Source organism: Sphingorhabdus lacus (assembly GCF_009768975.1).
In the GTDB taxonomy this organism is placed as follows: domain Bacteria; phylum Pseudomonadota; class Alphaproteobacteria; order Sphingomonadales; family Sphingomonadaceae; genus Sphingorhabdus_B; species Sphingorhabdus_B lacus.
In genome coordinates this window covers 1,757,512-1,779,303 of record NZ_CP035733.1, presented here as the reverse complement: position 1 = coordinate 1,779,303, position 21,792 = coordinate 1,757,512, and the positions used below count along the sequence as shown (strand labels likewise).

The 21,792-nt window shown below is 56.8% G+C and carries 18 protein-coding genes; 15 read left to right on the top strand and 3 right to left on the bottom strand.

Features of this window, described 5'->3' with window-relative positions:
* Window positions 1-86 precede the first annotated feature (86 nt).
* From EUU25_RS08440 to EUU25_RS08425, 4 genes are all read left to right on the top strand, one after another.
* Window positions 87-1,265: a CaiB/BaiF CoA transferase family protein gene (locus EUU25_RS08440; RefSeq protein WP_158900056.1), complete on the top strand. Its 1,179-nt coding sequence runs from the start codon at window positions 87-89 to the stop codon at window positions 1,263-1,265.
* Window positions 1,266-1,324: 59 nt separating this feature from the next.
* On the top strand, window positions 1,325-1,648 hold the full coding sequence (locus tag EUU25_RS08435) for a 2Fe-2S iron-sulfur cluster-binding protein (protein WP_158900054.1): 324 nt from the start codon (window positions 1,325-1,327) through the stop codon (window positions 1,646-1,648).
* Between the two features lie 106 nt (window positions 1,649-1,754).
* Window positions 1,755-2,384 (top strand): TVP38/TMEM64 family protein, encoded by a 630-nt coding sequence (locus tag EUU25_RS08430; RefSeq protein ID WP_158900052.1) that lies wholly within the window; start codon window positions 1,755-1,757, stop codon window positions 2,382-2,384.
* A gap of 58 nt (window positions 2,385-2,442) precedes the next feature.
* Window positions 2,443-3,669 (top strand): NAD(P)/FAD-dependent oxidoreductase, encoded by a 1,227-nt coding sequence (locus EUU25_RS08425; protein ID WP_158900050.1) that lies wholly within the window; start codon window positions 2,443-2,445, stop codon window positions 3,667-3,669.
* 18 nt (window positions 3,670-3,687) lie between these two features.
* Here EUU25_RS08425 and EUU25_RS08420 read toward each other — a convergent pair whose 3' ends face one another.
* Both EUU25_RS08420 and EUU25_RS08415 read right to left on the bottom strand, forming a co-directional pair.
* Window positions 3,688-4,941: an acetyl-CoA C-acetyltransferase gene (locus EUU25_RS08420; protein WP_158900048.1), complete on the bottom strand. Its 1,254-nt coding sequence runs from the start codon at window positions 4,939-4,941 to the stop codon at window positions 3,688-3,690.
* Between the two features lie 19 nt (window positions 4,942-4,960).
* Complete coding sequence (locus EUU25_RS08415) at window positions 4,961-5,941, bottom strand: NAD(P)H-dependent flavin oxidoreductase (RefSeq protein WP_158900046.1); 981 nt, start codon at window positions 5,939-5,941, stop codon at window positions 4,961-4,963.
* Between the two features lie 186 nt (window positions 5,942-6,127).
* On the opposite strand from EUU25_RS08415, the gene EUU25_RS08410 reads away from it, so the two are divergent.
* From EUU25_RS08410 to EUU25_RS08370, 9 genes are all read left to right on the top strand, one after another.
* Window positions 6,128-7,285 (top strand): acyl-CoA dehydrogenase family protein, encoded by a 1,158-nt coding sequence (locus EUU25_RS08410; protein WP_222848772.1) that lies wholly within the window; start codon window positions 6,128-6,130, stop codon window positions 7,283-7,285.
* Between the two features lie 13 nt (window positions 7,286-7,298).
* Complete coding sequence (locus tag EUU25_RS08405) at window positions 7,299-8,276, top strand: acyl-CoA dehydrogenase family protein (RefSeq protein WP_158900044.1); 978 nt, start codon at window positions 7,299-7,301, stop codon at window positions 8,274-8,276.
* A 56-nt stretch (window positions 8,277-8,332) separates the two neighbouring features.
* Window positions 8,333-9,118, top strand: a complete 786-nt coding sequence (locus EUU25_RS08400) for an SDR family oxidoreductase (RefSeq protein WP_222848849.1) — start codon at window positions 8,333-8,335, stop codon at window positions 9,116-9,118.
* Window positions 9,119-9,391: 273 nt separating this feature from the next.
* Entirely contained in the window at window positions 9,392-9,958 is a 567-nt protein-coding gene (locus tag EUU25_RS08395) for a TetR/AcrR family transcriptional regulator (RefSeq protein ID WP_158900042.1), read from the top strand.
* Window positions 9,959-10,031: 73 nt separating this feature from the next.
* Complete coding sequence (locus tag EUU25_RS08390; RefSeq protein ID WP_158900040.1) at window positions 10,032-10,829, top strand: thioesterase family protein; 798 nt, start codon at window positions 10,032-10,034, stop codon at window positions 10,827-10,829.
* Between the two features lie 45 nt (window positions 10,830-10,874).
* Complete coding sequence (locus EUU25_RS08385) at window positions 10,875-11,795, top strand: glutathione S-transferase family protein (RefSeq protein ID WP_158900038.1); 921 nt, start codon at window positions 10,875-10,877, stop codon at window positions 11,793-11,795.
* Window positions 11,792-13,096 carry an FAD-dependent monooxygenase gene (locus tag EUU25_RS08380; RefSeq protein ID WP_158900036.1) on the top strand — a complete coding sequence of 435 codons (1,305 nt, stop codon included), beginning with the start codon at window positions 11,792-11,794 and terminating at the stop codon, window positions 13,094-13,096. Before EUU25_RS08385 ends, EUU25_RS08380 begins: the two co-directional genes overlap by 4 nt.
* 109 nt (window positions 13,097-13,205) lie before the next feature.
* Window positions 13,206-14,003, top strand: a complete 798-nt coding sequence (locus EUU25_RS08375) for a crotonase/enoyl-CoA hydratase family protein (RefSeq protein ID WP_158900034.1) — start codon at window positions 13,206-13,208, stop codon at window positions 14,001-14,003.
* A 239-nt stretch (window positions 14,004-14,242) separates the two neighbouring features.
* The gene (locus tag EUU25_RS08370; RefSeq protein ID WP_158900032.1) at window positions 14,243-14,605 is read left to right on the top strand and encodes a nuclear transport factor 2 family protein; all 363 of its coding nucleotides are present in this window, start codon (window positions 14,243-14,245) and stop codon (window positions 14,603-14,605) included.
* Window positions 14,606-14,755: 150 nt separating this feature from the next.
* Here EUU25_RS08370 and EUU25_RS08365 read toward each other — a convergent pair whose 3' ends face one another.
* Entirely contained in the window at window positions 14,756-16,153 is a 1,398-nt protein-coding gene (locus tag EUU25_RS08365; RefSeq protein ID WP_158900030.1) for a sulfatase-like hydrolase/transferase, read from the bottom strand.
* Window positions 16,154-16,314: 161 nt separating this feature from the next.
* Here EUU25_RS08365 and EUU25_RS08360 point away from each other — a divergent pair, with 161 nt between their 5' ends.
* The gene (locus tag EUU25_RS08360; RefSeq protein WP_158900028.1) at window positions 16,315-18,900 is read left to right on the top strand and encodes a TonB-dependent receptor; all 2,586 of its coding nucleotides are present in this window, start codon (window positions 16,315-16,317) and stop codon (window positions 18,898-18,900) included.
* A gap of 71 nt (window positions 18,901-18,971) precedes the next feature.
* Window positions 18,972-21,560 (top strand): TonB-dependent receptor, encoded by a 2,589-nt coding sequence (locus EUU25_RS08355; RefSeq protein ID WP_158900026.1) that lies wholly within the window; start codon window positions 18,972-18,974, stop codon window positions 21,558-21,560.
* The last annotated feature ends 232 nt before the right edge of the window (window positions 21,561-21,792 follow it).

Here is a 21,792-nt window from a genome sequence, read left to right as displayed (position 1 = left end):
AACTTACCAGTAAGTTTTTCATATCGGTCGCGGTCACCTTTTCGCGCGGCGACAGATGTGGGTTTGGATTTTCAGGAGTAAGCAGCGTGCCCGGAATTCTGCAAGGTATCAAGGTCGTCGATTTCGGGAAGTACATTGCCGGGCCGCTGTGTGCCGGGATGCTGGCGGACCTGGGCGCTGACGTAGTACGTGTAGAAAAACCGGGCGGTGGCGATGACCGCTATGTAGCGCCAGCCACCGATAGCGGTGAAGGCTCGCTTTTCCTTTACGGTAATCGGGGCAAGCGGTCTCTGACCCTTGATACCAGCAAGCCTGAAGGTCTGGCGGTTCTGCATCGCATGATCGCCAAGGCTGACGTGGTCGTTGCCAACCTCTCGCCGAGTGCGCTCGCGCATTTCGGTTTGGACTATGAATCGGTCAAGGCGCTGCGCGACGACATCATCCTGGTCACCTCGAGCACTTTTCCGTCCAATACACCGATGCGCGATGCGTTGGGGCTCGACAGTATCGGCCAGGTAGTAAGCGGCGGGGTTTATCTTACGGGGGAGGCAGGGCAACCCTACAAGTCGGCAACCGCCTATGTTGATTTCGGCACGGCCGTCTCGTCGGCCTATGCGGCAATGGCTGCGCTGTTCAATCGGGAGCGGACTGGAAAGGGCATGCATGTCGAATCCTCGCTGGTCGGCACTGCGCTCAATGTCATGGCTCCGATCCTGATGGAACACGCCTATGGAAAGGCACCGAGAAGACCGACCGGAAATCGCTCACCCATCGGAGGACCTTCGGACATCATCAGAACACGGGATGGCTGGTTCGTCGTGTCGGTGCTTGGTAACAAACTATTCGCGCGCTGGGCCAAATTTATCGGGAGGCCCGAATTGGTCGAAGATCCCCGATTCTCGGATGACGCCCTGCGCGGCGTAAACGGCGATGCGTTAAGCGAGGTCATGTCGGAATGGGCCAAGGACAAGTCCACTGACGATTGCATAAAAGAACTGGTGCAGATCGGACTTCCGGCTGGGCCGGTCTTATCGCCCGACGATATCATGGGCGGCGCAATGAGCCTACGGGAAAGCTTTTTCCAGCAAGGGTCTTTTGGATCCGAAACCATAATGCAGATGCCGACCCCGATCCGCTTTTCTGGAGCGCCGACCAGGGAAAATATCACTGCACCAGAACTGGGCAAACATAGCCGCGAAGTGCTTGATGACTATGGTTTTTCGAAGGACGAAATCGAAATGTTGATCGAACGGAACCTGGTCTGAGCGCTAATGACAGAGTCAAGGCTGTTCGATAAGCGGCCGAAAGAGAGGTAGTAGTAGTTATGACGACAATCGTCTTTTTCGAACCAGACGGAACGCGACGTGAAGTGACGGCCAATCCGGGCGAAACTGCCATGGAAGTGGCAGTGCGCCATGGCGTCGAAGGAGTTGATGCTGATTGTGGCGGCGTCTGCGCCTGCGCAACCTGCCATGGTTACATCGATGGCGCGTTCTTCGACCGCTTGACGGAGATGAACGAAACTGAAGACGCCATGCTCGAACTGGTCGAAGATCAAAGAGCGGACAATTCGCGGTTATTGTGCCAAGTAAAGATTGGACCCGAGTTGGATGGTATTGTCATAAAACTTCCAGGCGTGCGTCGATAATCTATCGCCTGCGATCTCCGATCGTCCAAGGCCAAGCAGGAGAAAGCCGCGAGCAATGCAGCACGACCAACCGGTGAGGTCTCGACGGACGGCCTGGGATAGTGGATTGCGCTGGACGGCCCTCTTGATCCTTGGGGCAGTGGTCCTGGTTGGGCCTGTCTATTTTGCGGCCGAGATCGAGCGGATTGCGAACCTCGCTGTCGAGTCCGCGCAGACCAGTCCTCTGCTGGTAGCAGGGGCAATCATTCTGGCCCTAGCTCTAGACATATTCCTGCCGGTTCCCAATGGAGTGACTAATACGCTTGCTGGCGCGATCTTCGGATTCGCGCTGGGTTCGGTGGTGATCTGGGTCGGCCTGATGGTAGCCAGCCTGTTAGGTTATACCGTTGGAGTTCTGGCGGCGCGGCCGCTCGCGCTCAAACTGCTCGGCGAGCAGGAACTTATCCGGGCACACCGTTTTACAACTGGTATGGGACCGCTTGTGCTGATCTTCTCCAGGCCGGTGCCGGTTTTTGCCGAACTCGCGACTATTGCATCCGGGATGGCTGGAATGAGACTCGGACAATTCGTGATCATCACAGGGCTTGCCAACCTTTCGGTTGCAATGGTCTTTGCTGCTATCGGCTCTGCTGCTCTTGCCGACCAATCCGGATTGCTCGCCATAACCGGCAGCGTTTTCCTTCCGCTGATTGCATGGCTTGGATTCCGTCGCTGGCACGCAAAGCAAAATTCATAGCTACGGGCGCTATGAGACCCTAATTTCAAACCGAGCCTTGGCAAATTTGAGGAGGAACATGCCGCATTTTGATGTTTTGATCGTGGGAGGTGGCCAGGGTGGCGCCTATGCGGCGATCCAGCTTCGGCAGCAAGGTTTTGCTGGTACCGTCGCCATTGTCGGGCGCGAGAACGAGCTGCCCTATGAACGACCTCCTCTTTCCAAGGAATATCTGCTTGGCGAAAAGGAATGGGAGCGTCTGCTGATCCGCCCTGCCGCCTTCTGGCAGGAAAAAGGTATTGCATTGCTCCTTGGACTTGAGGTGACCGCAGTCCAACCAACAGCGCGGCAAGTAACCATGCACGATGGCAGCAGTATGGGATATGGTAAACTAATCTGGGCAACTGGCGGAGAGCCTCGCTGGCTGGCTTGCCCCGGCACGGATTTAGAGGGGGTTCACGTCGTTAGAACGCGGGCCGATGCCGATGCGATCCTGGGCCGACTTTCTCATGTAAGTCGCGCGGTGATCGTGGGTGGCGGCTACATTGGGCTCGAGGCCGCAGCCGTGCTCCGGAAGCTTGGCAAGGAGGTAACGCTCCTAGAGGCTTTGCCGCGAGTACTCGCTAGGGTGGCTGGCGAGGATGTTTCGTCATTCTACGAAGCCGAGCACCGCGCGCAAGGTGTTGATCTCAGGACGTCAGCTGCCTTGCGTTCGGTTGATGGTTTGGAGCGGGTGAGCGGAGTGCGTCTCGCTGATGGCAGCCTGATCGAATGCCAGATGGTGATTGTTGGAATCGGAATTGTCCCTTCGGTGGAGCCTTTGCTCGCTGCGGGAATCAAAGGTGGAAATGGTGTGGAGGTCGATGCCTTCTGCCGCACCAGCGACGATAACATCTACGCCATCGGCGATTGCGCCGCACAGGCCAACCGCTTTGCTGGCGGTGCAGTGCTGCGGGTCGAAAGCGTCCAGAATGCCAATGATCAGGCCGCATGCGCAGTAAAGGCTATCCTGGGTGATGCACAATCCTATGCCGCAACACCATGGTTCTGGTCCAACCAGTATGATCTGAAGCTACAGACCGTCGGGATTTCGTCAGGGTATGACACTGCGATCCTGCGCGGCGATCGTGCAGCGCGCAGTTTTTCGGTACTCTACCTTAAGGCAGGGCGCCTGATCGCTGTCGATGCGATCAACGCGACTAGGGATTATGTCCAGGCCCGCAAACTGATTGAGGAAGGAGCAATGATCGCGCCTGAAGACCTAGCCAACACGAGCCTTCCACTGAAGGATCTGCCTAGGCACTAGGCGCGATCTGAAACGACCCTAAGTCAGCCGTTCTATGATGATCGCCGGTGCCATGCCGCCGCCCGCGCACATTGTGACCAGGCCATAGCGGCCATCGGTGCGTTCCAATTCGTCCAATATTGTACCAATCAACATCGCACCTGTTGCTCCGATGGGATGCCCTAGCGCGATTGAGCCGCCGTTGACGTTCACTTTTTCGCGGTCGAGCTTGAGGTCGCGAATGAACTTTTCAGCCACCACCGCAAAAGCTTCGTTTATCTCCCACAGGTCGATATCGTCGACTGTCAGGCCGGCCTTTTGCAGCACTTTTCTGGCTGCTGGCACTGGCGCATTGAGCATCAGAGTGGGGCAATCGCCAAGATTGGCATAGGCTACGATCCGCGCACGCGGCTTTAGGCCATGCTTCTCGGCATAGTCTTTGCTGGTCAGCAGGATCGCACCTGCACCATCGACCACGCCCGAGCTGTTGCCGGGATGGTGTACAGCCTCGAACTGGAGATCGCTGTAAACCCGCTGAATCTGCTTGCGCCAGGTCCGACCGTTGCCAAGATCGACATCAGCAACGACTTGGAACGAAGGTTTGAGCGAAGATAGGCCTTCGGCAGTGGTTTCAGGACGCGGAAACTCCTCATGATCGAGAGCAAGCGAACCGTCGGGGTTATATACCGGCACCACCGATCGGTCGAATCGCCCTTCGCGGATCGCGCGATCTGCCCGGCGCTGACTTTCCAGTGCCAGCGCGTCGAGATCCTCCCGGCCAATTCCTTCTATCGCTGCGATCGCATCGGCGCAAACACCCTGGTTGGATTGGGGATGCAGCGCATCTAGCACTTCATTGTGCGAGCCAATAACGCGTGGTTCTATGCCAAATTCGGCACGTTGGGCGGCCAGGATCTGCTGGTAGCTCATCAGTTCGGTGCCGCCAGCAACTACGCAGTCTTCCATCCCCGAAAGCACTGAACCGGCGGCAAGATTGACAGCTGTTATACCGCCGCCGCAAAAACGATCGAGTGTCGTTCCTGACGCTCTCACATCATATCCCGCAACGAGTGCTGCCATCCTACCCAAGTCGGCAGCCTGCTTGCCCTCCTGTGTGCTGGTCGACCAGATGATGTCGTCGACAGTTGAGGTGTCGAGATTGTTGCGTTCCTTGAGTGCCTTCAGGACAGTTGCACCAACATTCTGTGGATGCATGTGGGATAGTGCCCCTTTGCCTGGCTTGCCAATCCCGCGGGGTGTGCGGCAGGTGTCGATTATATATGCTTCGCGCATCGTTAAACTCCTTTGTTTGTCAGCCTAACATGCCAGTAAGCCGAATGCGGATGATGTTTTCGGCATCGGCAACAATTCGGTTTACGAGCTCCTGGCAGGTGGGAATGTCGTGAATAAGACCCTGGACCATACCCGCCCAGAAAACCCCTTGCGAAAGATCACCAGATTTTAGCAGTTCCTTGCCTGCCACTCCGGAAACCAGTTCGCGCACGTCTTCGAACACGGCATCTGGGCTCGAAAGCCGGCGGACAACTTCTTCCGATACCGCACTTTTTCCTACCCTCGCGGTGTTCTTGAACGCGCGGAAAATCAGAAAGCTGCCCCGTTCGTCGTTGTCGAGATAGGCCTGCTTTACATTGTCGTGGATCGGCGCTTCTTGCGTTGCGCAGAAGCGCGTTCCCATATTGATACCGTCTGCACCTAGCGCCAAAGCGGCGGCAAGACCGCGGCCATCCCCGAAGCCGCCGGATGCAAGCATCGGGATTTTCACCCTGTCAGCTGCAGCCGGAATCAGGACCAAGCCTGGAATGTCGTCTTCGCCGGGGTGCCCGGCGCATTCGAAGCCGTCGATCGAAATAATGTCGCATCCGGCTTTCTCTGCAGATAGAGCATGACGAACCGCCGTGCATTTGTGGAGAATTGTCACTCCGTGCGGACGGAGCATCTCCCAGATTTCGCGAACCGCTTGGGTGCCGGCTGTCTCGACGATGGTAATCCCGCCGTCGATGATCGCCTGCGCGTAAGCTTTGTAGTCGGGGGAGTTGACGGTCGGGAAGATCGTCATGTTCACGCCGAATGGTTTCGTGGTCATCGCTTTCGTGCGTTCGATTTCCTCGCGAAGCGCCTGGGGAGAGGGTTGGGTTAGCGCGGTGATGATGCCCAATCCGCCAGCGTTCGAAACCGCTGATGCAAGCTCGGCATAACCGACATTCATCATTCCGCCCTGAACTATTGGGTGCTCGATCCCGAGCCGCTCGGTAATTCGCGTACGCAGAGCCATCAGGAAATTTCACTCCTCTAGACGGGTTGGGCTTTGATGCGATCGATCGGCCGCGGTTGCCAATTCGCAGCCGCCATCAATAGTCAATAAAACTAACGGGTAAGTTTTTCTTGTCAAGCACTGTCGTTCGTGGAAGAGAGAGCTGAGACGGTGATCGGGCATGCGCGAAATCCTGATCCGACAAGAATGGGTGACAGCGTAACGATGCAGATTTTTCCGATCCGAGCATTTGATCCCCCCGGCGATGTCACATGTCTTCGTGAGCAGGTGCGCGAGATCATACGCCAACACGACCATCGCTGGACGCCGGAAGAGCGATGCAATCCGTGGCTCAAATGCGATGCAGGATTCTCGCGCGCGCTGGGCGATGCGGGACTGCTCGGATTGACATGGCCACGGCAATATGGCGGACAGGAACGTTCGGTGCTTGAACGCTATGTGGTGCTCGAAGAGCTTCTGGCCCACGGTGCACCTTGCGGGTGCCACTGGATCGCCGATCGCCAGACCGGGCCACTGCTGTTGCGTTACGGTAATGAGCTTCTGCGCGAGAAATACCTGCCTGGAATGGCTCGTGGTGAGGTCTTTGCCTGTATCGGTTTGTCTGAGCCGAACGCCGGTTCAGATCTGGCGAGCGTTCGCAGTCAAGCGCGCCGGACACCCGATGGATGGGTGCTCAACGGGCAAAAGATCTGGACCAGTAACGCCCATGAATGTCAGGCGATGTTGACCTTGGTGCGGACCGATCCCGCGTCGGAGCGTCAGGCTGGTCTATCGCAGCTGATGATCGATCTTGACCTGCCGGGTGTTACCATACGGCCTATAATCGACATGACGGGCGAGCATCATTTCAACGAAGTATTTTTCGATGACGTACTGATCCCTCTCGACTCGCTCGTGGGTGCCGAGGGCGAAGGTTGGAAGCAGGCGATGGCTGAACTGGCTTATGAGCGCTCCGGACCAGAAAGATACCTTTCAACCTATATGCTATTTGTACAACTGGTCGATGCGATCGGCGCTGATCCGCCCGAACCGTTAGCCGGATTGACCGGTAGACTAGCAGCCGAAATCTGGACGTTACGCCAGATGTCGATGTCGACTGCCGCCAAACTTGCTGCAGGCGAAGACCCAGTGATCGAAGCGTCGATCGTAAAGGATCTTGGTAACGCCTTTGAACAGGCCATGCCCAGAATGATCCAGTCGTCTGTCGATGCCGATTTGCTTGAACGTGGAACCTTGGAACGGATGTTGACTCATGTGCTTGTTGCATCACCCAGCTTTTCACTGCGCGGCGGCACTCCGGAGGTTCTTAGGGGCATAATTGCAAAGGGTTTGGGGCTACGATGAGGAGCGATTGGACATGAGCGAGTTCAGGCAGTTGCTATGCAACATGGCGGAGGGACTGTTCGCGGATTTAGCTGATGCCGACTTTAATGCCATCTGGCCCAGGATTGAAGAAGCGGGCTTCGCGTCATTGTTGATCCCTGAGGACATGGGTGGATTTGGCGGTGATTGGGGTGACGTTTATGCCGTGTTGCGGATTGCGGGGCGGCATGCACTATCTGCGCCTTTGGGTGACACCATAATCGCGCACCGGCTTTTGATCGATGCCGGGATAACACCGCCTGCTGGTCCTATCGGATTAGTAAGAACCAAAGGCAAAGTTAGTTTCGGACGATATTGCAGCGGCGTCATCTTCGTAGACGATTACGAACTCAGGCTCATCGAAGTGGCCGCGAGCGAGGTCATCGAAGGCAACTCTCTCGCAGGAGAACCATTCGACATAATTCGTCCGATTGGCGTACCAATAGCGAGCGCACAGTGCAATGCAGATCTAGCCGCATTGGGTGCCTTTGCCCTTGTGGCACAGTCGGCCGGTGCGCTCGAATCGGCGTTCGAGTTGACGCTTGAGCACGTCAACACGCGAGTCCAGTTTGGCAAGGCGCTGGGGCGTTTCCAGGCCGTGCAGCAGGCCATGGCAGAATTTTCGGTCGAAGCAGCGGCGATCAATGTGGCCGGGCAGGCAATGGCTGCGGCGCTCGACAAAGGCGATGTGCTCGATGATGGTGCTGTATTCGAAATTGCCGCTTCAAAACTGCGGGCGAATATGGCGATCGAGAAGTGCTTCCCTATAGCTCATCGACTGCACGGCGCAATTGGCTTTACCATGGAATATGCGCTCAACCACTATACGCGCCGGCTCATGGACTGGCGCGGGGATTGCGGTAACGACGCCTATTGGGCAAGCCAACTCGGTCGGCACGTTTCGAGGCTAGGTGGCACCGGCTTTTGGCCGGAAATCACCCGCCGGTCCGATGCCGCAGCACCGGTAGCGTAAGCCCTAAAGGAAGGATACACGGTATGAACGACTATGTTGCGTGGTAATCCGTCGTCATAACCGGGGCCGGTGGTGGTTTCGGCGAGCTCGTCGCACGAAAGGCTGCGGCGCGTGGTGCGCGGGTCACACTGGGGGACGTGAATATCGAAGGGGCTGAAGCCGTCGCGGCCCAGATCTGCGAAGCAGGTGGCGAAGCCCTGGCCAAGCAGGTCGACTTGACCGAGCTTGATGCCGACAAGGCCCCGGTCTCTGCCGCAGTGAACGCGTTAGGTCAGGTCGATGTGATGATCAACAACGGCGGAATTATGCCGCTGGCATTTTTCAGCGATCACGAAACCGCCCATGTGGCTTGGCATCGCGTGATCGATGTCAACATCAAGGGTGTGCTCAACGGCATGATTGCCGCACATGATCCGATGATGGAAAAAGGCAGTGGGCAGATCGTCAATATCAGTTCGATTTACGGCAATTTCCCAGTTGTCGGCGCGGCCGTCTATGGTGCGACCAAGACCGCGGTCAATTTTCTTTCCGAGAGCTTTCGGGTTGAAACGAGGGGCAAGATCAAAGTCTCCGTAGTGAAGCCCACCGGAGTTCCTGGAACGGGTTTAACCGGATCAGTTATCAACCGTGCTGCAGGCGTTGGGATCGTGGGTCAAAATGCCGGAGAGCTCGCAGAAATGTTATTAGCAGTCGAAGAGGGTAGGGGAGACTATCTTAATGGATTCCCAAGGGATTTCCTATGCCCGCCTCTCGCCCGACTATATCGCCGACGCGATACTGCACGTCATCGACCAGCCGCTGGGCGTGTCAATTGGCGACATAACGGTTCGGGCTTCTGGTGATCAGTTCATCCTGTAAAGCCAGCTTCGAATTGTATGCCGCTCTGTTGTGCACTGGTCCTTCTGCTCGGGAACCGGCTGGTCCATTTTTTGGTGGAACCTCCGCGGATAATCCCTAAACCTCTGTTTTGACCTTAGCAAAGGCCTTGGAATGAACCGGGTGTGCGGTGCCAAGGTTGCCTTCCAAAGGTGCAAGCTGCTTGACGTAGCTAAACTTACGGGTTAGTTTCATTTTGTGAATGAGGAATAGTTATGGGACGGAGCCGACAAGAGGAATTGACTGATTCAGTCCTTGAGGCTGCAAGCAACCTTTTCGCTGAGAAGGGCTTTCATGAGACCAGTACGGACGAATTGGCCAACCGCCTCGGTATTTCCAAACCGACGCTCTACAAATACGGTTCAAGCAAAGCCGCAATCCTGCAGGCGATTGTCCGGCGTAACCACGAACGCGCCCTTGACGAAGCGCGGCGGATCGCCGCTGGAAAGGCTGCATCGCTCGATCAGCTACGCGAACTGTTCCGCTTTCATACGCATTTTGCGATTGAGCACCGTCACGAGGTCAGGATTATCGATGGAGAACGTCACCGGTTAACCGATCGTGACGAAATTGATCGTTTAGCTGGAGAATATCTTTCTTTTATCAAATCATTGATCACCGATGCGCAAAAGTCGGGTGAACTACGCGATGACATTCCATTGGAGTTGATTGCCCGGTCATTCATCGCTCTTGCTCTCGGTCCGAGCAAATGGTTTGTAGAGAAAAAGAAAGGTTTGTCTGAAGAAGAAGTTATTGAAGCCAATTGGTCTTTATTTATGCGCGGTTCTACTCGTTCAAAAAAATAGGGGCCATCATCCCTTTTGAGACACTTAGACTGCGTGTGCATTGACTCAAACTTGAAGTCTCGGAGTAAGTCTAGTGTCATTACCCAACGCAAGGCCACGCCTTGTCCCAAACGTTTATTTTTTTCGAGATGGAGAGAAATTCGTTCCAACCGATTTGGCGCGTAGTCCTTGGCATGGCGACAAATGGATTGCCGGAGGCCCGACAAGCTGTCTGCTGGCATCCTGCGCGGAAGATTCCGATCTCAACGAAAGGTTCGCAATCGCGCGATTCCAACTTGATATCTTTGGGAAGGTTCCCAATTTGCCGCTGTCCCGCTCGATCAAGGTCTTGCGTGACGGGGCGCAAACCAAACTTCACTGCATCAGCCTGCTGGCTAATGGCGAGGTCGTAGCACAAGCTCATGTTTTGCGCGTCCGCCGTCTGACGACTCCTGATTTTGCTATGCCTTCAAACTATCCCAAGCCGGAGGACATGCCATCGGGGAAAGTACCGGAGCTTGCGCAAATGGGCGGTTCGGTTACCTTTCGGCGCGTCAGCGGCGATCCGGGTGTGCCCGGGCGGGCTGTGTGGTGGATGACCATGACCGACGGCGAAGTGATTTCTGGGGAAACGCCGTCGAACTTTGTAAAAGCGTGTTTGTTCGCCGATTTCGGCCATGGCTTTGGTAATGCGCTGCGCCCGACGGAATGGGCCATGCCCAATCTCGATATCACAGTTCAGTTCATGAGGATGCCGGTCGGCGATTGGTTCCTGCTTGACGCCGAAACCCACACGGCGGGCAACGGCCACGGGACCGCACATACGCTGTTTGCTGATGAAAAGGGGGTTTACGCAAGGGGTTTGCAAACTGTTTTCATCGCTCCGAGGTAACCAAAACGATCTGCTCGGTGCCCAAAAACTAGAGAGAAACCGCCTATGGTAATGCTGCACGACAGTGATGTGCTGACCAAGGAAGTGCTGGACTGGCGAGGGTTGCACTTGTTTCACTTCCAGGGTTCGTCCTGCTCGCAGAAGGTCCGGATTTTCCTGCGCCTTAAGGGCATTGACTGGACCTCGCACCACATCAGCCTTGCCAAAGGGGAGCATGTCACGCCTTGGTACATGGGGATCAACCCAAGGGGCCTTGTGCCGGCGTTGGTGCATGATGGCAAGGTGATCGTGGAGAGCAACGATATCCTCGAATACCTGGAAGAAGCATTTCCCGAGCCAGTGCTGATTCCAGCAGATCGCAAGGAAGAGATGCACCGCTTGCTGCGCGAGGAGGACAATCTACACCTGGACATCAGGGCCCTGACGATGCGGTTCGTCGTGCCGTCGTTCCTCGCGAAAAAGCCCGAAAGTGAGATCCGCAAGTATGAAGGTCTGGGCTCTGGCAGTGTCCAAGGCGCGGTCGATCCGGACAAGGCGCGCGAAGCCGAATTCTGGCGCGAGATGATCAGGAACAACGGGGTAAGCGACGAGCGCGCTCGGCTGGCATTCGATCGGTTTCGGTGCGTGCTCGAACAGTTTGACGGTCGACTCGAAGGCCAGTATTTCCTACTCGGCAACCAGCTGACGCTGCTCGACATAGCCTGGTACATCTACGTCAGGCGCTTGTGCGAGGCATCCTATCCTCTGCATCACCTGCATCCACGTATGGGCGAATGGTTCGATGCGCTCGATGCTCGGAAGGATCTGAGTGGAGAAGTGCGCTGGCCGCGTGGAGTCGGTTTGATCACGAAGCTGTTGCACGCGGTGCAACGGCTACGTGGCACCGACCTTGTACAGGTGGTAGGGCTGGACCGTGCGTCTGATTACCGGTCGCGAATGGGAAATCTGCCAGGAGCTACGCAGTGACCCAGGTCCTGATCGTGGGCGCAGGCCCGACCGGCCTCGTGCTGGGGATCGAACTGCTGCGGCGCGGCGTTGAGATCAGGCTGGTCGAAAAAGGCAGTGCTGCTTTCGAGGGATCGCGCGGCAAAGGGGTTCAGCCGCGCACGCTCGAGATCTTCGACCTCATTGGCGTTGCCGAAGACATGGTGGCCTCGAGCAGGCTGTATCCCCGCTTCAAGCTCCATGCTGGTCCGCTTGGCCTGCCGCTGTTCTCGATTGGCAGCCGCCACCAGGCAACAGTCGACCGTCCCTTTCCCAACATGCTCATGATCCCGCAATGGCGGACCAACGAGATCCTGCTCACCCGATTCACCGAACTTGGTGGCCGGGTCGAGTATGATTCCGCCCTCGTCGGCATTGCCCAGTCTCCCGAGGGGGTGACCGCCGAGCTTGCCACCGGCGAGACCATCAAGGCCGACTACATCGTGGGCTGTGATGGTGGGCGCAGCACCTTGCGAAGTCTTCTGGGGGTTGAGATGTTCGGCACCTCGCTCGACAGCAAGACCATGGTTGTCGCCGACCTCGAGATCGAAGACCTAGATCGCGAGTTCTGGCATGTCTGGCCGCTCAACCGCACTGGACCGGCCTTGCTGTGTCCGCTGCCGGTGAGCAACCTGTTCCAGCTGGCATCGTCCAGCAGGATCGCCGAGGCCGGGCTGGAAGCCGGCGTGCGACGTACCACAGGCCAGCGCGTGACCCGTGTCGCCTGGCAATCCGAATACCGTCACCAGACACGCATGGTCGATCGGTACCGCGTCGGCAGGGCGTTTCTCTCCGGCGATGCCGCCCATATCCATCCGCCTTCGGGCGCGCAGGGGTTGAACACCAGTGTGCAGGATGCCTGGAATCTCGGCTGGAAGCTGGCCGCATCGATCCGGACCGGCGATGACGGTCTGCTTGACACCTACCAGAAGGAGCGGCTGCCGATTGCGGCGGCCATGCTCAAGCTCACCGGCGCGCTCCATGTCAACGCCTCGCTCAAGCGTGGCGATCTGACCAATCATCTCTCGCTTGGCTACCCCGACAGTCCGTTGAATGTCGGCGAAGCGGATGATGGGCTTGCCCCTGGCGACCGGATCGCCGACCGCTTGCTGCCCGATGGTTCGCGGCTGTTCGATCATTTGCGCCACACCGGCGCGACCCAGCTTGTCCGCCGGAACTCTCCCCACATCCTCATCCGACCCGATGCCTATGTGGCCGAAATCGGGCGACGCGAAGTGGCCAGCTATTTTGGCGAAGCGGTTCGCAAGGTAGAAATCGACTGAGCCGGGAAATGGCAATCGGAAGTGCAAAATCAGAACGCCGCAAGCGGAGCATCAATTTCTCGAGCCCAGCAGAAGGTGCTGGCGCAAACCAAGTCAGGATCGACGAAAAATGACTGATCTCGTTCTCAAGGAGCAAATTGGACCGGTCCTCAAGGTGACGCTCAACGCGCCCGAAAGGAGGAATCCCATTTCCGACATCGAAATGATCGACGCGCTGGCGCAAGCGATGATCGACGCCGACGCGACTCCCTCCGTGCGAGCCGTGATTTTGACCGGCGCCGGGTCGGCCTTTTCGTCGGGCGGCGACGTCAAGAAGATGGCACCGGGACAGGGATTGCGGGACGAGGCTCCCGTCAACACCCGAACGAACTATATGCGCGGCATCCAGCGGTTGCCGATGTTGTTTGAAGCGCTGGAGGTGCCCGTCGTCGCGGCAGTCAACGGCCCTGCTATTGGCGCAGGCTGCGATCTTGCGTGCATGTGCGATGTCCGGATTGCGTCGGAGAAGGCAGTCTTCGCTGAGAGTTTCGTAAAGGTTGGCCTCGTCCCTGGCGACGGTGGTGCATGGCTCCTGCCAAGGATCGTGGGCTTTTCAAAGGCATGTGAGATGGCGTTGACCGGCGAGGTTCTGAGCGCAGCTCAAGCGCTCGCTTGCGGCCTGGTGTCGAGGGTCGTCGGTCCCGACGACCTGCTTTCCGAGGCGATCGACATCGCCAATATGATCGCGGGCAACCCGAGGCACGCGGTCCGGATGACAAAACGCCTGCTGCGCAAGGCCCATGGCACGACGCTAGCCGACACGCTCGAACTATCAGCCGCGATGCAGGCCCTGGCGCACACGACGCCTGATCATGAGGAGGCTGTGTCGGCCTTTACTGAGCGTCGCGGTCCAAGTTTTTCGGACTAGGCGTGAACCCGTCAATGCATTGCGAATGAAGAGCGGTCGTGCTTTTCGCTGTTGAGTTAAAGAGGGAGATGATGAGCCGTGACCCTTGGAAAACATCCGGCTAATAAGTGGGCTTTGGAAGGCTGTCTGATGACAATGCCCAACTCTGCCACGCCACGAAGCCCGTGTGCAAGTAGGAAGATCGCGGCAATTTCTCTGGCATCCAGCGCCAGTCGGCTTCAACACTTCAGGCTGATACCATGACCGAAATCGAAGAAATCGAAGCTCGTCGCCGCGCCGCGATGGTTGCGTGTGATCTCACCGCGCTAGATGAGTTGATCGACGACGAGGCGCTCTATGTTCACACCAACGGGCTGCTCGAAACTAAGGCTGAATATCTAGCACGTGTCCGCGACAGGACCTATCGATATCAGGCAGTGACCCAGCCCGAAATGGCGGTGCGGATGCTTTCCGAGAACGTCGCCGTCGTGACTGGCCGTATCATCCTCCAAGTCGTTGTCCCAGGTGGGAACATTCAATCCGCCGAAGGACGCAGCATAGTCCTATGGGCGCGGCGCGACGGCGGTTGGAAAATGCAGCACTACCAAGGTACGCGTTTGTGACTGATAGCCAATGTGATGCGGCAATTGTGCGCCGCTGGTGCAAGTGTACTCGATGCCTTGCGGCGGCCCAATAGCGGGATCGTGCCAAATAGTTGTGGCTGCGCGTTTATGAGCCTGCAGACGGGCCTCCGACTCCGCGAACTGATTCGCCTATTTGCCCGGAAGCCTGGGCGTCTCGAGTCCCTCGGCCTGATCGACAAGGGTTCTGGGCACGGCGGGCATCGGCTTCTGCATTTGTGCCGACCAGGCAAGGGTCCGCGCCTTCAGATCGGCGAACACGGCCGGGTTCCTGGTCTTGAAATTGGCATGTTCGGTCGGATCCTCGTCGAGATTGTAGAGATATTCGAGCGTGCCGTTGCGCATGAATTTCCAAGGATAGGATAATGCGGCCAGACGGTCGCCCGGCGTCATCCAGAACAGCGTCCGCTCGATCGGAGGGGCGCCGAAGAGCTGCGGCGAAAGATCGATTCCATCGGGTGGAAAAGAGGGATCGGTCGAAATTCCGGCGAGCGCAGCCATTGTCGGCAGAAAGTCCATCGAGATCGCTATCTGACGAGAAACCGTGCCAGCTTCAATCCGGCCTGGCCAGCTTACGATCAGCGGAACCCGTGTACCGCCCTCCCAGAGATCGCCCTTTCCGCCCCGCAGCGGCCACATCTTGGAGAATCGCTCGCCGCCATTGTCGCTGGTGAAGATGATCACGGTATCGCGATCAAGGCGGTGCTTGCGCAGGGTATCGAGCACCCGGCCAATGCCCTGATCCATCGCCAAAACCATGTCGCGGTAGATCGCGGGGGAGCCGCCTTCATAGTGCATGTCAGTCATTCGCGGCGACCCGCGTTCGGTTCGTGTCTGCCAGGGCCAATGCGGGGCGGTGTAGTGCAGCGACAGCATAAAAGGCTGCTTGGCGTTGCGCATTATGAAATCAGAGGCCCGGTCTGAAAAGAGGTCCGTCGAATAGCCATCCAGTTTGACCGGGGTTTCGTTATCATAAAGATCTGGGTGCCGCGGACCCGGCGTCAGCGGGTCGAGGAAATCGTGCGACCAATAGTCGATCCCACCGCCCATAAGCCCGAAGAACTCGTCATAACCGCTCTTGCGAGGCCCATAGTCCGGAAGTTCGCCGATGCCCCATTTCCCGACCAACCCCGTGCGATAGCCTGCTGCCTTAAACATACCGGGCAGCGAAGGGAGATCGCCGGAATATCCGATTTTCCCCCTAGTATATCCGCCACCTTCGCCCGAGCCTGCCAAGAGGCGGTTCTGGTAGCGACCAGAAATTAGTCCAACCCGGGTTGGTGCGCAGGAACTAGAACTTGCATAGCCACGATCGAAACGCATCCCATTGCGGGCGATGCTGTCGATATATGGGGTTCGATAGTCCTCGCGACCGTAACATGACAAGTCAAATGCACCTAGATCGTCAGCCAGAATGAAAACGAAGTTCGGTTTTCGCCGCTGCCTGACCCGCCCGGAAGCAGAGCCTGCCGCCGTCAGTGTAGCCAACGTAATGGCGCTAGAAATGAGTCCGCGTCTGGAAACTCTCATGCCGAACTTCTCCTCTTTGGTCCGCCTTGGAGACATCGCATCGACGGGAACGGTTAAGTGACTTGATGCCACTTGACAACTAAAACTTACTGGTTAGTTTCCATCGATATCGAAGCCACGCCAGCTTGGAACGGCAATGGGCGATGGGAGGGAGAATAGAGATGAAATCGAGACAGAGGATCGCAATGCTTGCTTCGGCATGCAGCTTGGCGCTTTCTGCACCGTCCTTTGCGCAGCAAACAGCCCAATCAAGTTCAGACAGTACGACAGATGGCGAAGAGATCATCGTGACTGCGACTCTGCGCGAGGCGAGCGTGCAGGACATTCCTGTCGCCGTCACTGCAGTTTCGCCGGTTGCTCTGGAGCGACAAGGTGTCGCGGACGTCAAACTCTTGAGCACGATCACGCCGAGCTTTGCCGTTCAATCGTCTCAGAGCGAAACTGGTGGCGTCGGGATACGGATTCGTGGTGTCGGTACCACCGGCAACAATCCGGGACTCGAAACTTCTGTAGGAATCTTTATCGACGGTGTCTATCAATCGCGGCCAACCGTCGCTTTTGGCGAACTCGTCGACATAGAGCGCGTGGAGGTGCTGCGCGGCCCGCAGGGCACGCTGTTCGGCCGCAACACTTCGGCTGGTGCGATCAGCATTGTCACGAAGAAACCCAGCCTTACCGAATTCAGGGGTTTCGCCAATGCGACCTATGGCAATTATGACCTTTTCAACCTGCAGGGCGGCGTCAGCGGTCCTATCGCGGAGAATGTCGGCTTTGGCATCGCGGGTTCGTGGCGTAAACGCGACGGCGTCATCAAAAGTGCTACCGGGGCAACCAGCAATGACAAGGATCGCTGGCTGCTGCGCGGTCAGCTCTACTTTGAGCCGAGTGATGCTTTGAGTATACGCATCCTCGGAGATTATTCCAAAATCGATGAAAAATGCTGTGATGGTATCATCCTTCAGGAAACCGGCCTAGCGACCCAGGCCCGCGCTGCGATCAATGGCCTGCCCAACACGGGCGTCACCTTTTCGGGCCCATCCGCTCTCAACAATCTGAGGTCGAACAGCTTCCAGTTCCGCAACGGTGCGGATCAATGGGGTATCTCGGGCGAGCTGAACTATGACTTCGGCGGCGCGAAGCTCACTTACATTGGCGGCTATCGCGATTTTGAGTCGTTCCAGACTTCGGAAACTGGCCTGACGAGCTTCAGGATGTTTACGCAGGGGCTTGGCGGACAAGCGCAAACCCCCGGGCAGCCCAAAATGGGCGACCGGATCAAGACCCTTACCCAAGAGCTCCGCCTGCAAGGCGGTGCTCTTGATGGCAAGCTCGACTGGCTGCTTGGCGCCTATTATAGTGATGAAGACCTCTCAAGCGTTCAGACTGCCACACTCGGCCCTGACTTCCAGCGCGCTCTTGCCGCTTTTGGTATCCCCTCGCCATTCGGTGCTCCCCCGGCCTTGCCGCCCAATCCGGCGTTCGTTTTCACGGCTTTCGGCAATGGCGGCATTCCGGTCACTGCGGCTGGTGCCAATGCGGCAAACCTGTTTACTCAGAGCGGGAAAAGCTACTCGATCTTTACCCACAATGTTTTCAATCTGACCGACAAGCTCAGCGTCACCGTCGGCGCTCGCTATGTCGATGAGCGCAAGGAAGGCGGTTTCAGCCAGCTTCAGGGCAGCAATGCGGCCTGTGCGGCTGCGGTTCGCGCGGTCCTGACCAATGCCCTGCCGAACCCTGCACTTGCCCCTCTTGCGCTAGGAAACTGCTTTCCAATTGCGACTCCCGTCAACCTGTCCGGCCCCGGAGGCATCGGCCGAGCTAGTTCCTTCCTGCCGCTTGTCCGCGAATATTCCGCAGTCTTCAAGGACGACGCGCTGACTTACACCGCGCAACTGGCCTACAAACCGAACGCCGATATGCTGCTCTACGGCAGTTTCAGCCATGGTTTCAAATCGGGCGGGATCAATCTCGATGCCACCGCAGGCGGACTGCTGAATTCGACGGCTGTGCTGACGACCGGCGCTGCGCCGCAATTTGCGGATCCGCGCATACGTTCTGAAAAGGTCGATGCCTATGAGCTGGGGCTTAAGGCGACCTTCGGACGAATCAATGCCAACGTCGCGTTGTTCCATATGGATATGACCGACTACCAGGTGCTAGAGTTCGATGGCGTTCGGTTCACGACATTTAACGTTCCGAGTGTGAAGTCGACAGGACTTGAGGTAGAAGTCTTCGGCAAACTGGCTGACCATTTTTCTATGAATCTGGCTGGCACCTTCCTTAATACGCGCGCTCCTAACGATTGTGCGGTCGGCGCGCCGGCCGCCCAGCTTGCAACCATTTCGGTCTTCTGTGGAAATAAGCTCAATCTCTCACCCAGCTTCTCGAGCGTCGCAGGACTCACCTATGATGGCCCGATGGGCGGGTCGGGCTGGGGCTTGGTTGCGAATGTGAACCTTCAGTACTCCGACAGTTATCGCACATCGCAGCGGCCGGTTGATACAAATGGCTTGCCGATCGCGACAGATATTCAGGAAAACTTTGTCAAGGTGAACGCGCGGCTCGGTTTCACGACGCCGAACGAACGATTCACCTTCGAAGTTTGGGGTCTCAACCTAACCAACGAAATCACAAAGCGGCTGACAGGAAACGTTCCTGGGCGCGGTGTGGCCGGGGATCGCGCCAGAGCCGCCTTTCCCGAAGAGCCTCGGACCTATGGCATAACCGTGCGAACCAGGTTCTGATCGGAAGAATGCGGCCGCCCTCGCCATCCGGGGGTAAGCCGCTTGGGTGGGGAAGGCAAAGGAGAGCGGAAATGAAATCAAGTCACCGGATCGCGTTGGTTGCATCGGTATGCAGTTTGGCCTTTGCAACGCAGGCAATGGCTCAATCGGGCCAAGCCGATGCCGACGAGGCGTCGGACAATGAAGAAATCATTGTCACGGCCACTCTGCGCGAAGCGAGTGTCCAAGACATTCCTGTCGCGGTTACAGCAATCGCTCCCGCTACGCTCGAGCGGCAGGGCGTGGTTGATGTCAAGTTGCTAAGCACGATCTCGCCCAGTTTCTCTTATCAGTCGACCTCTACCGAAACTTCGGGCAGCGCGATCCGCATTCGTGGTGTTGGCACGACCGGCAACAACCCGGGCCTTGAAAGCTCGGTCGGTTTCTTCATCGATGGCGTCTACCAGTCGAGACCCGGTGTCGCATTTGGCGAGTTGGTCGACGTCGAGCGTTTGGAAGTCCTTCGCGGTCCGCAAGGCACGCTGTTCGGCCGTAACACCTCGGCCGGTGCGATCAGCGTCATCACCAAGAAGCCTAGCCTGACCGAGTTCGAGGGCTTCGCCAACGCGACCTATGGGAACTACGACCTGTTCAATCTCCAGGCCGGTGTTGGCGGTCCCATTTCCGAAAACGTTGGATTTCGTGTTTCGGGTTCATGGCGGCAACGCGATGGCGTTGCGAAGAGTGCAACCGGCGCAACCAGCAACAACAAGGATCGATGGTTGTTGCGCGGTCAGCTTTACTTCGAGCCCAGCAAAGACCTGAGCATCCGGATCCTGGCAGACTATTCCAAGATCGATGAGAAATGCTGCGATGCCGTCATCATCGCCGATACCACTCTGGCAACTCAGGCTAACGCCACCTTTCATGGATTGCCGAATACCGGCGTTTCCAACATCGGCCCCACGGCGTTCCGCAATCTGCGAACCAATGGAAAGCAATCGTTCAACGGTGCCGACAATTGGGGTGTGTCGGGCGAACTGAAATATGATTTTGGAGGCGCGCGACTGACTTACATCGGCGCCTATCGCGATTTTGATTCATTCCAGACTACCGAAGTTGATCTGACCGGGCTCAAAATCCTGACCCAGGGAGCAGGGGGTGTTTCGCAAACACCTGGGCAACCCAAGATGGGTGACCGGATCAAGACCCTGACGCAAGAACTGCGGCTGCAAGGCGATGGTTTTGATGGTAAACTCGATTGGCTCGTCGGTGCATTTTACGGCGACGAAGATCTAACGAGCGTTGCCACGGCTACCCTTGGCGCAGATTACCAACGGGCGGCAGCGGCTTTCCAAATCGGCACTGCGGCAGGTCCAAACCCGCTGTTCACGCTTACCGCATTTGGAAATGGTGGAGTACCAGTGAGTGCAACTGGAGCACATGCAGCAAATCAGTTCACCCAAAGTGGTAAGACAATTTCGATTTTCACGCACAATGTGTTTAGCCTGACCGACAAGCTGAGCCTGACTCTCGGCGCGCGCTATGTTGACGAACGAAAGGAGGCTGCTTTCAACCAGTTGCAAGCAAACAACCCGGCCTGCCAAGCAAGCGTCAACGGAGTATTGACCGGTTCAGTGCCAGCGGCATTCCGCAATACTCTCGTCGCTCTGAACTGCGGACGGGCATTTCCCGTAAACACGACGGCTCCGGCATCTGTCGGCGGTGGACTGGCAAGCAACTTTCTGAATCAGCCGCGCGAGTTCGCTGGTGTCTTCAAGGATGATGCTCTGACATATACGGGGCAGCTCGCGTTCAAACCAAATTCGGACATCCTGCTCTACGCAAGCTTTAGCCATGGATTTAAGTCAGGCGGCTTCAACCTCGATCAAAGCTCGGCAGTGCTAGTCAATTCTGCAGCTGTTCTTGCGGGGTTGGCTGCAGGGACGCCGGTCGCTCCGCAGTTTGCTGATCCGCGCCTGCGTTCTGAGAAAGTAGATGCTTATGAGTTGGGGCTTAAGGCGGCCTTGGGCAGACTAAATGTTAACATCGCCTTGTTCCATATGGACATGACCGATTTCCAGTTGTTGGAATTCGATGGATTACGTTTCCGCACCTTCAATGTACCAAGCGTAAAGTCAACGGGAGCCGAAATCGAAGTATTCGGTAAACTACATGACTATGTGTCGATCAATTTGGCAGGCACCTATGCTGACACGCGTTTTCCAAATGATTGTGCAATAGGGCTTTCTACTGCCGAATTTCCGACAGTGTCGACCCTTTGCGGCTCTTCCCTTCCGCGCTCGCCCAAATTTACGGCTGCTGCGGGTATGACCTATGACGGTCCCTTAGGCGGCTCGGGTTGGCAACTACTGACAAACGTCAATATCCAATATTCGGACAGCTATCGCAGCACTGTACAACCCCGTGACACAAACGCCGCGCGTACGCCATTCCCGTTCGGAATTCAGGAGAATTTTTTCAAAGTAAATGCCCGCGTTGGTTTCACGACGCCTGACGACCGATTCACTTTTGAATTTTGGGGTCTCAATTTGAGTAATGAAGTTACACAGACTCTGACAGGAAATGTCCCTTTACGCGGTGTCCCAGGAAATCGCGCCAGGGCGGCCTTCTTTGAGGAACCACGAACCTATGGTTTAACCGTGCGAACGAAGTTCTGATCGAGATATCCACCCGACTGTTTCATCACCTGACGAACAAGCGAAACTTAGCGATGGGAGGAGTCAGACGTTCAACCTTCACGTATCCAACAGTTGGACGTCTTCGGTGAATCAAATTAGGCATCGTCAACGATGCTGAAAATTTCTGGGCACACCGCAATCCGAACATGAATCGGTTGAACAATGAGACATTCTGTTCATAGCCATTCGGAGGAGCCCACGAGTTTAATTC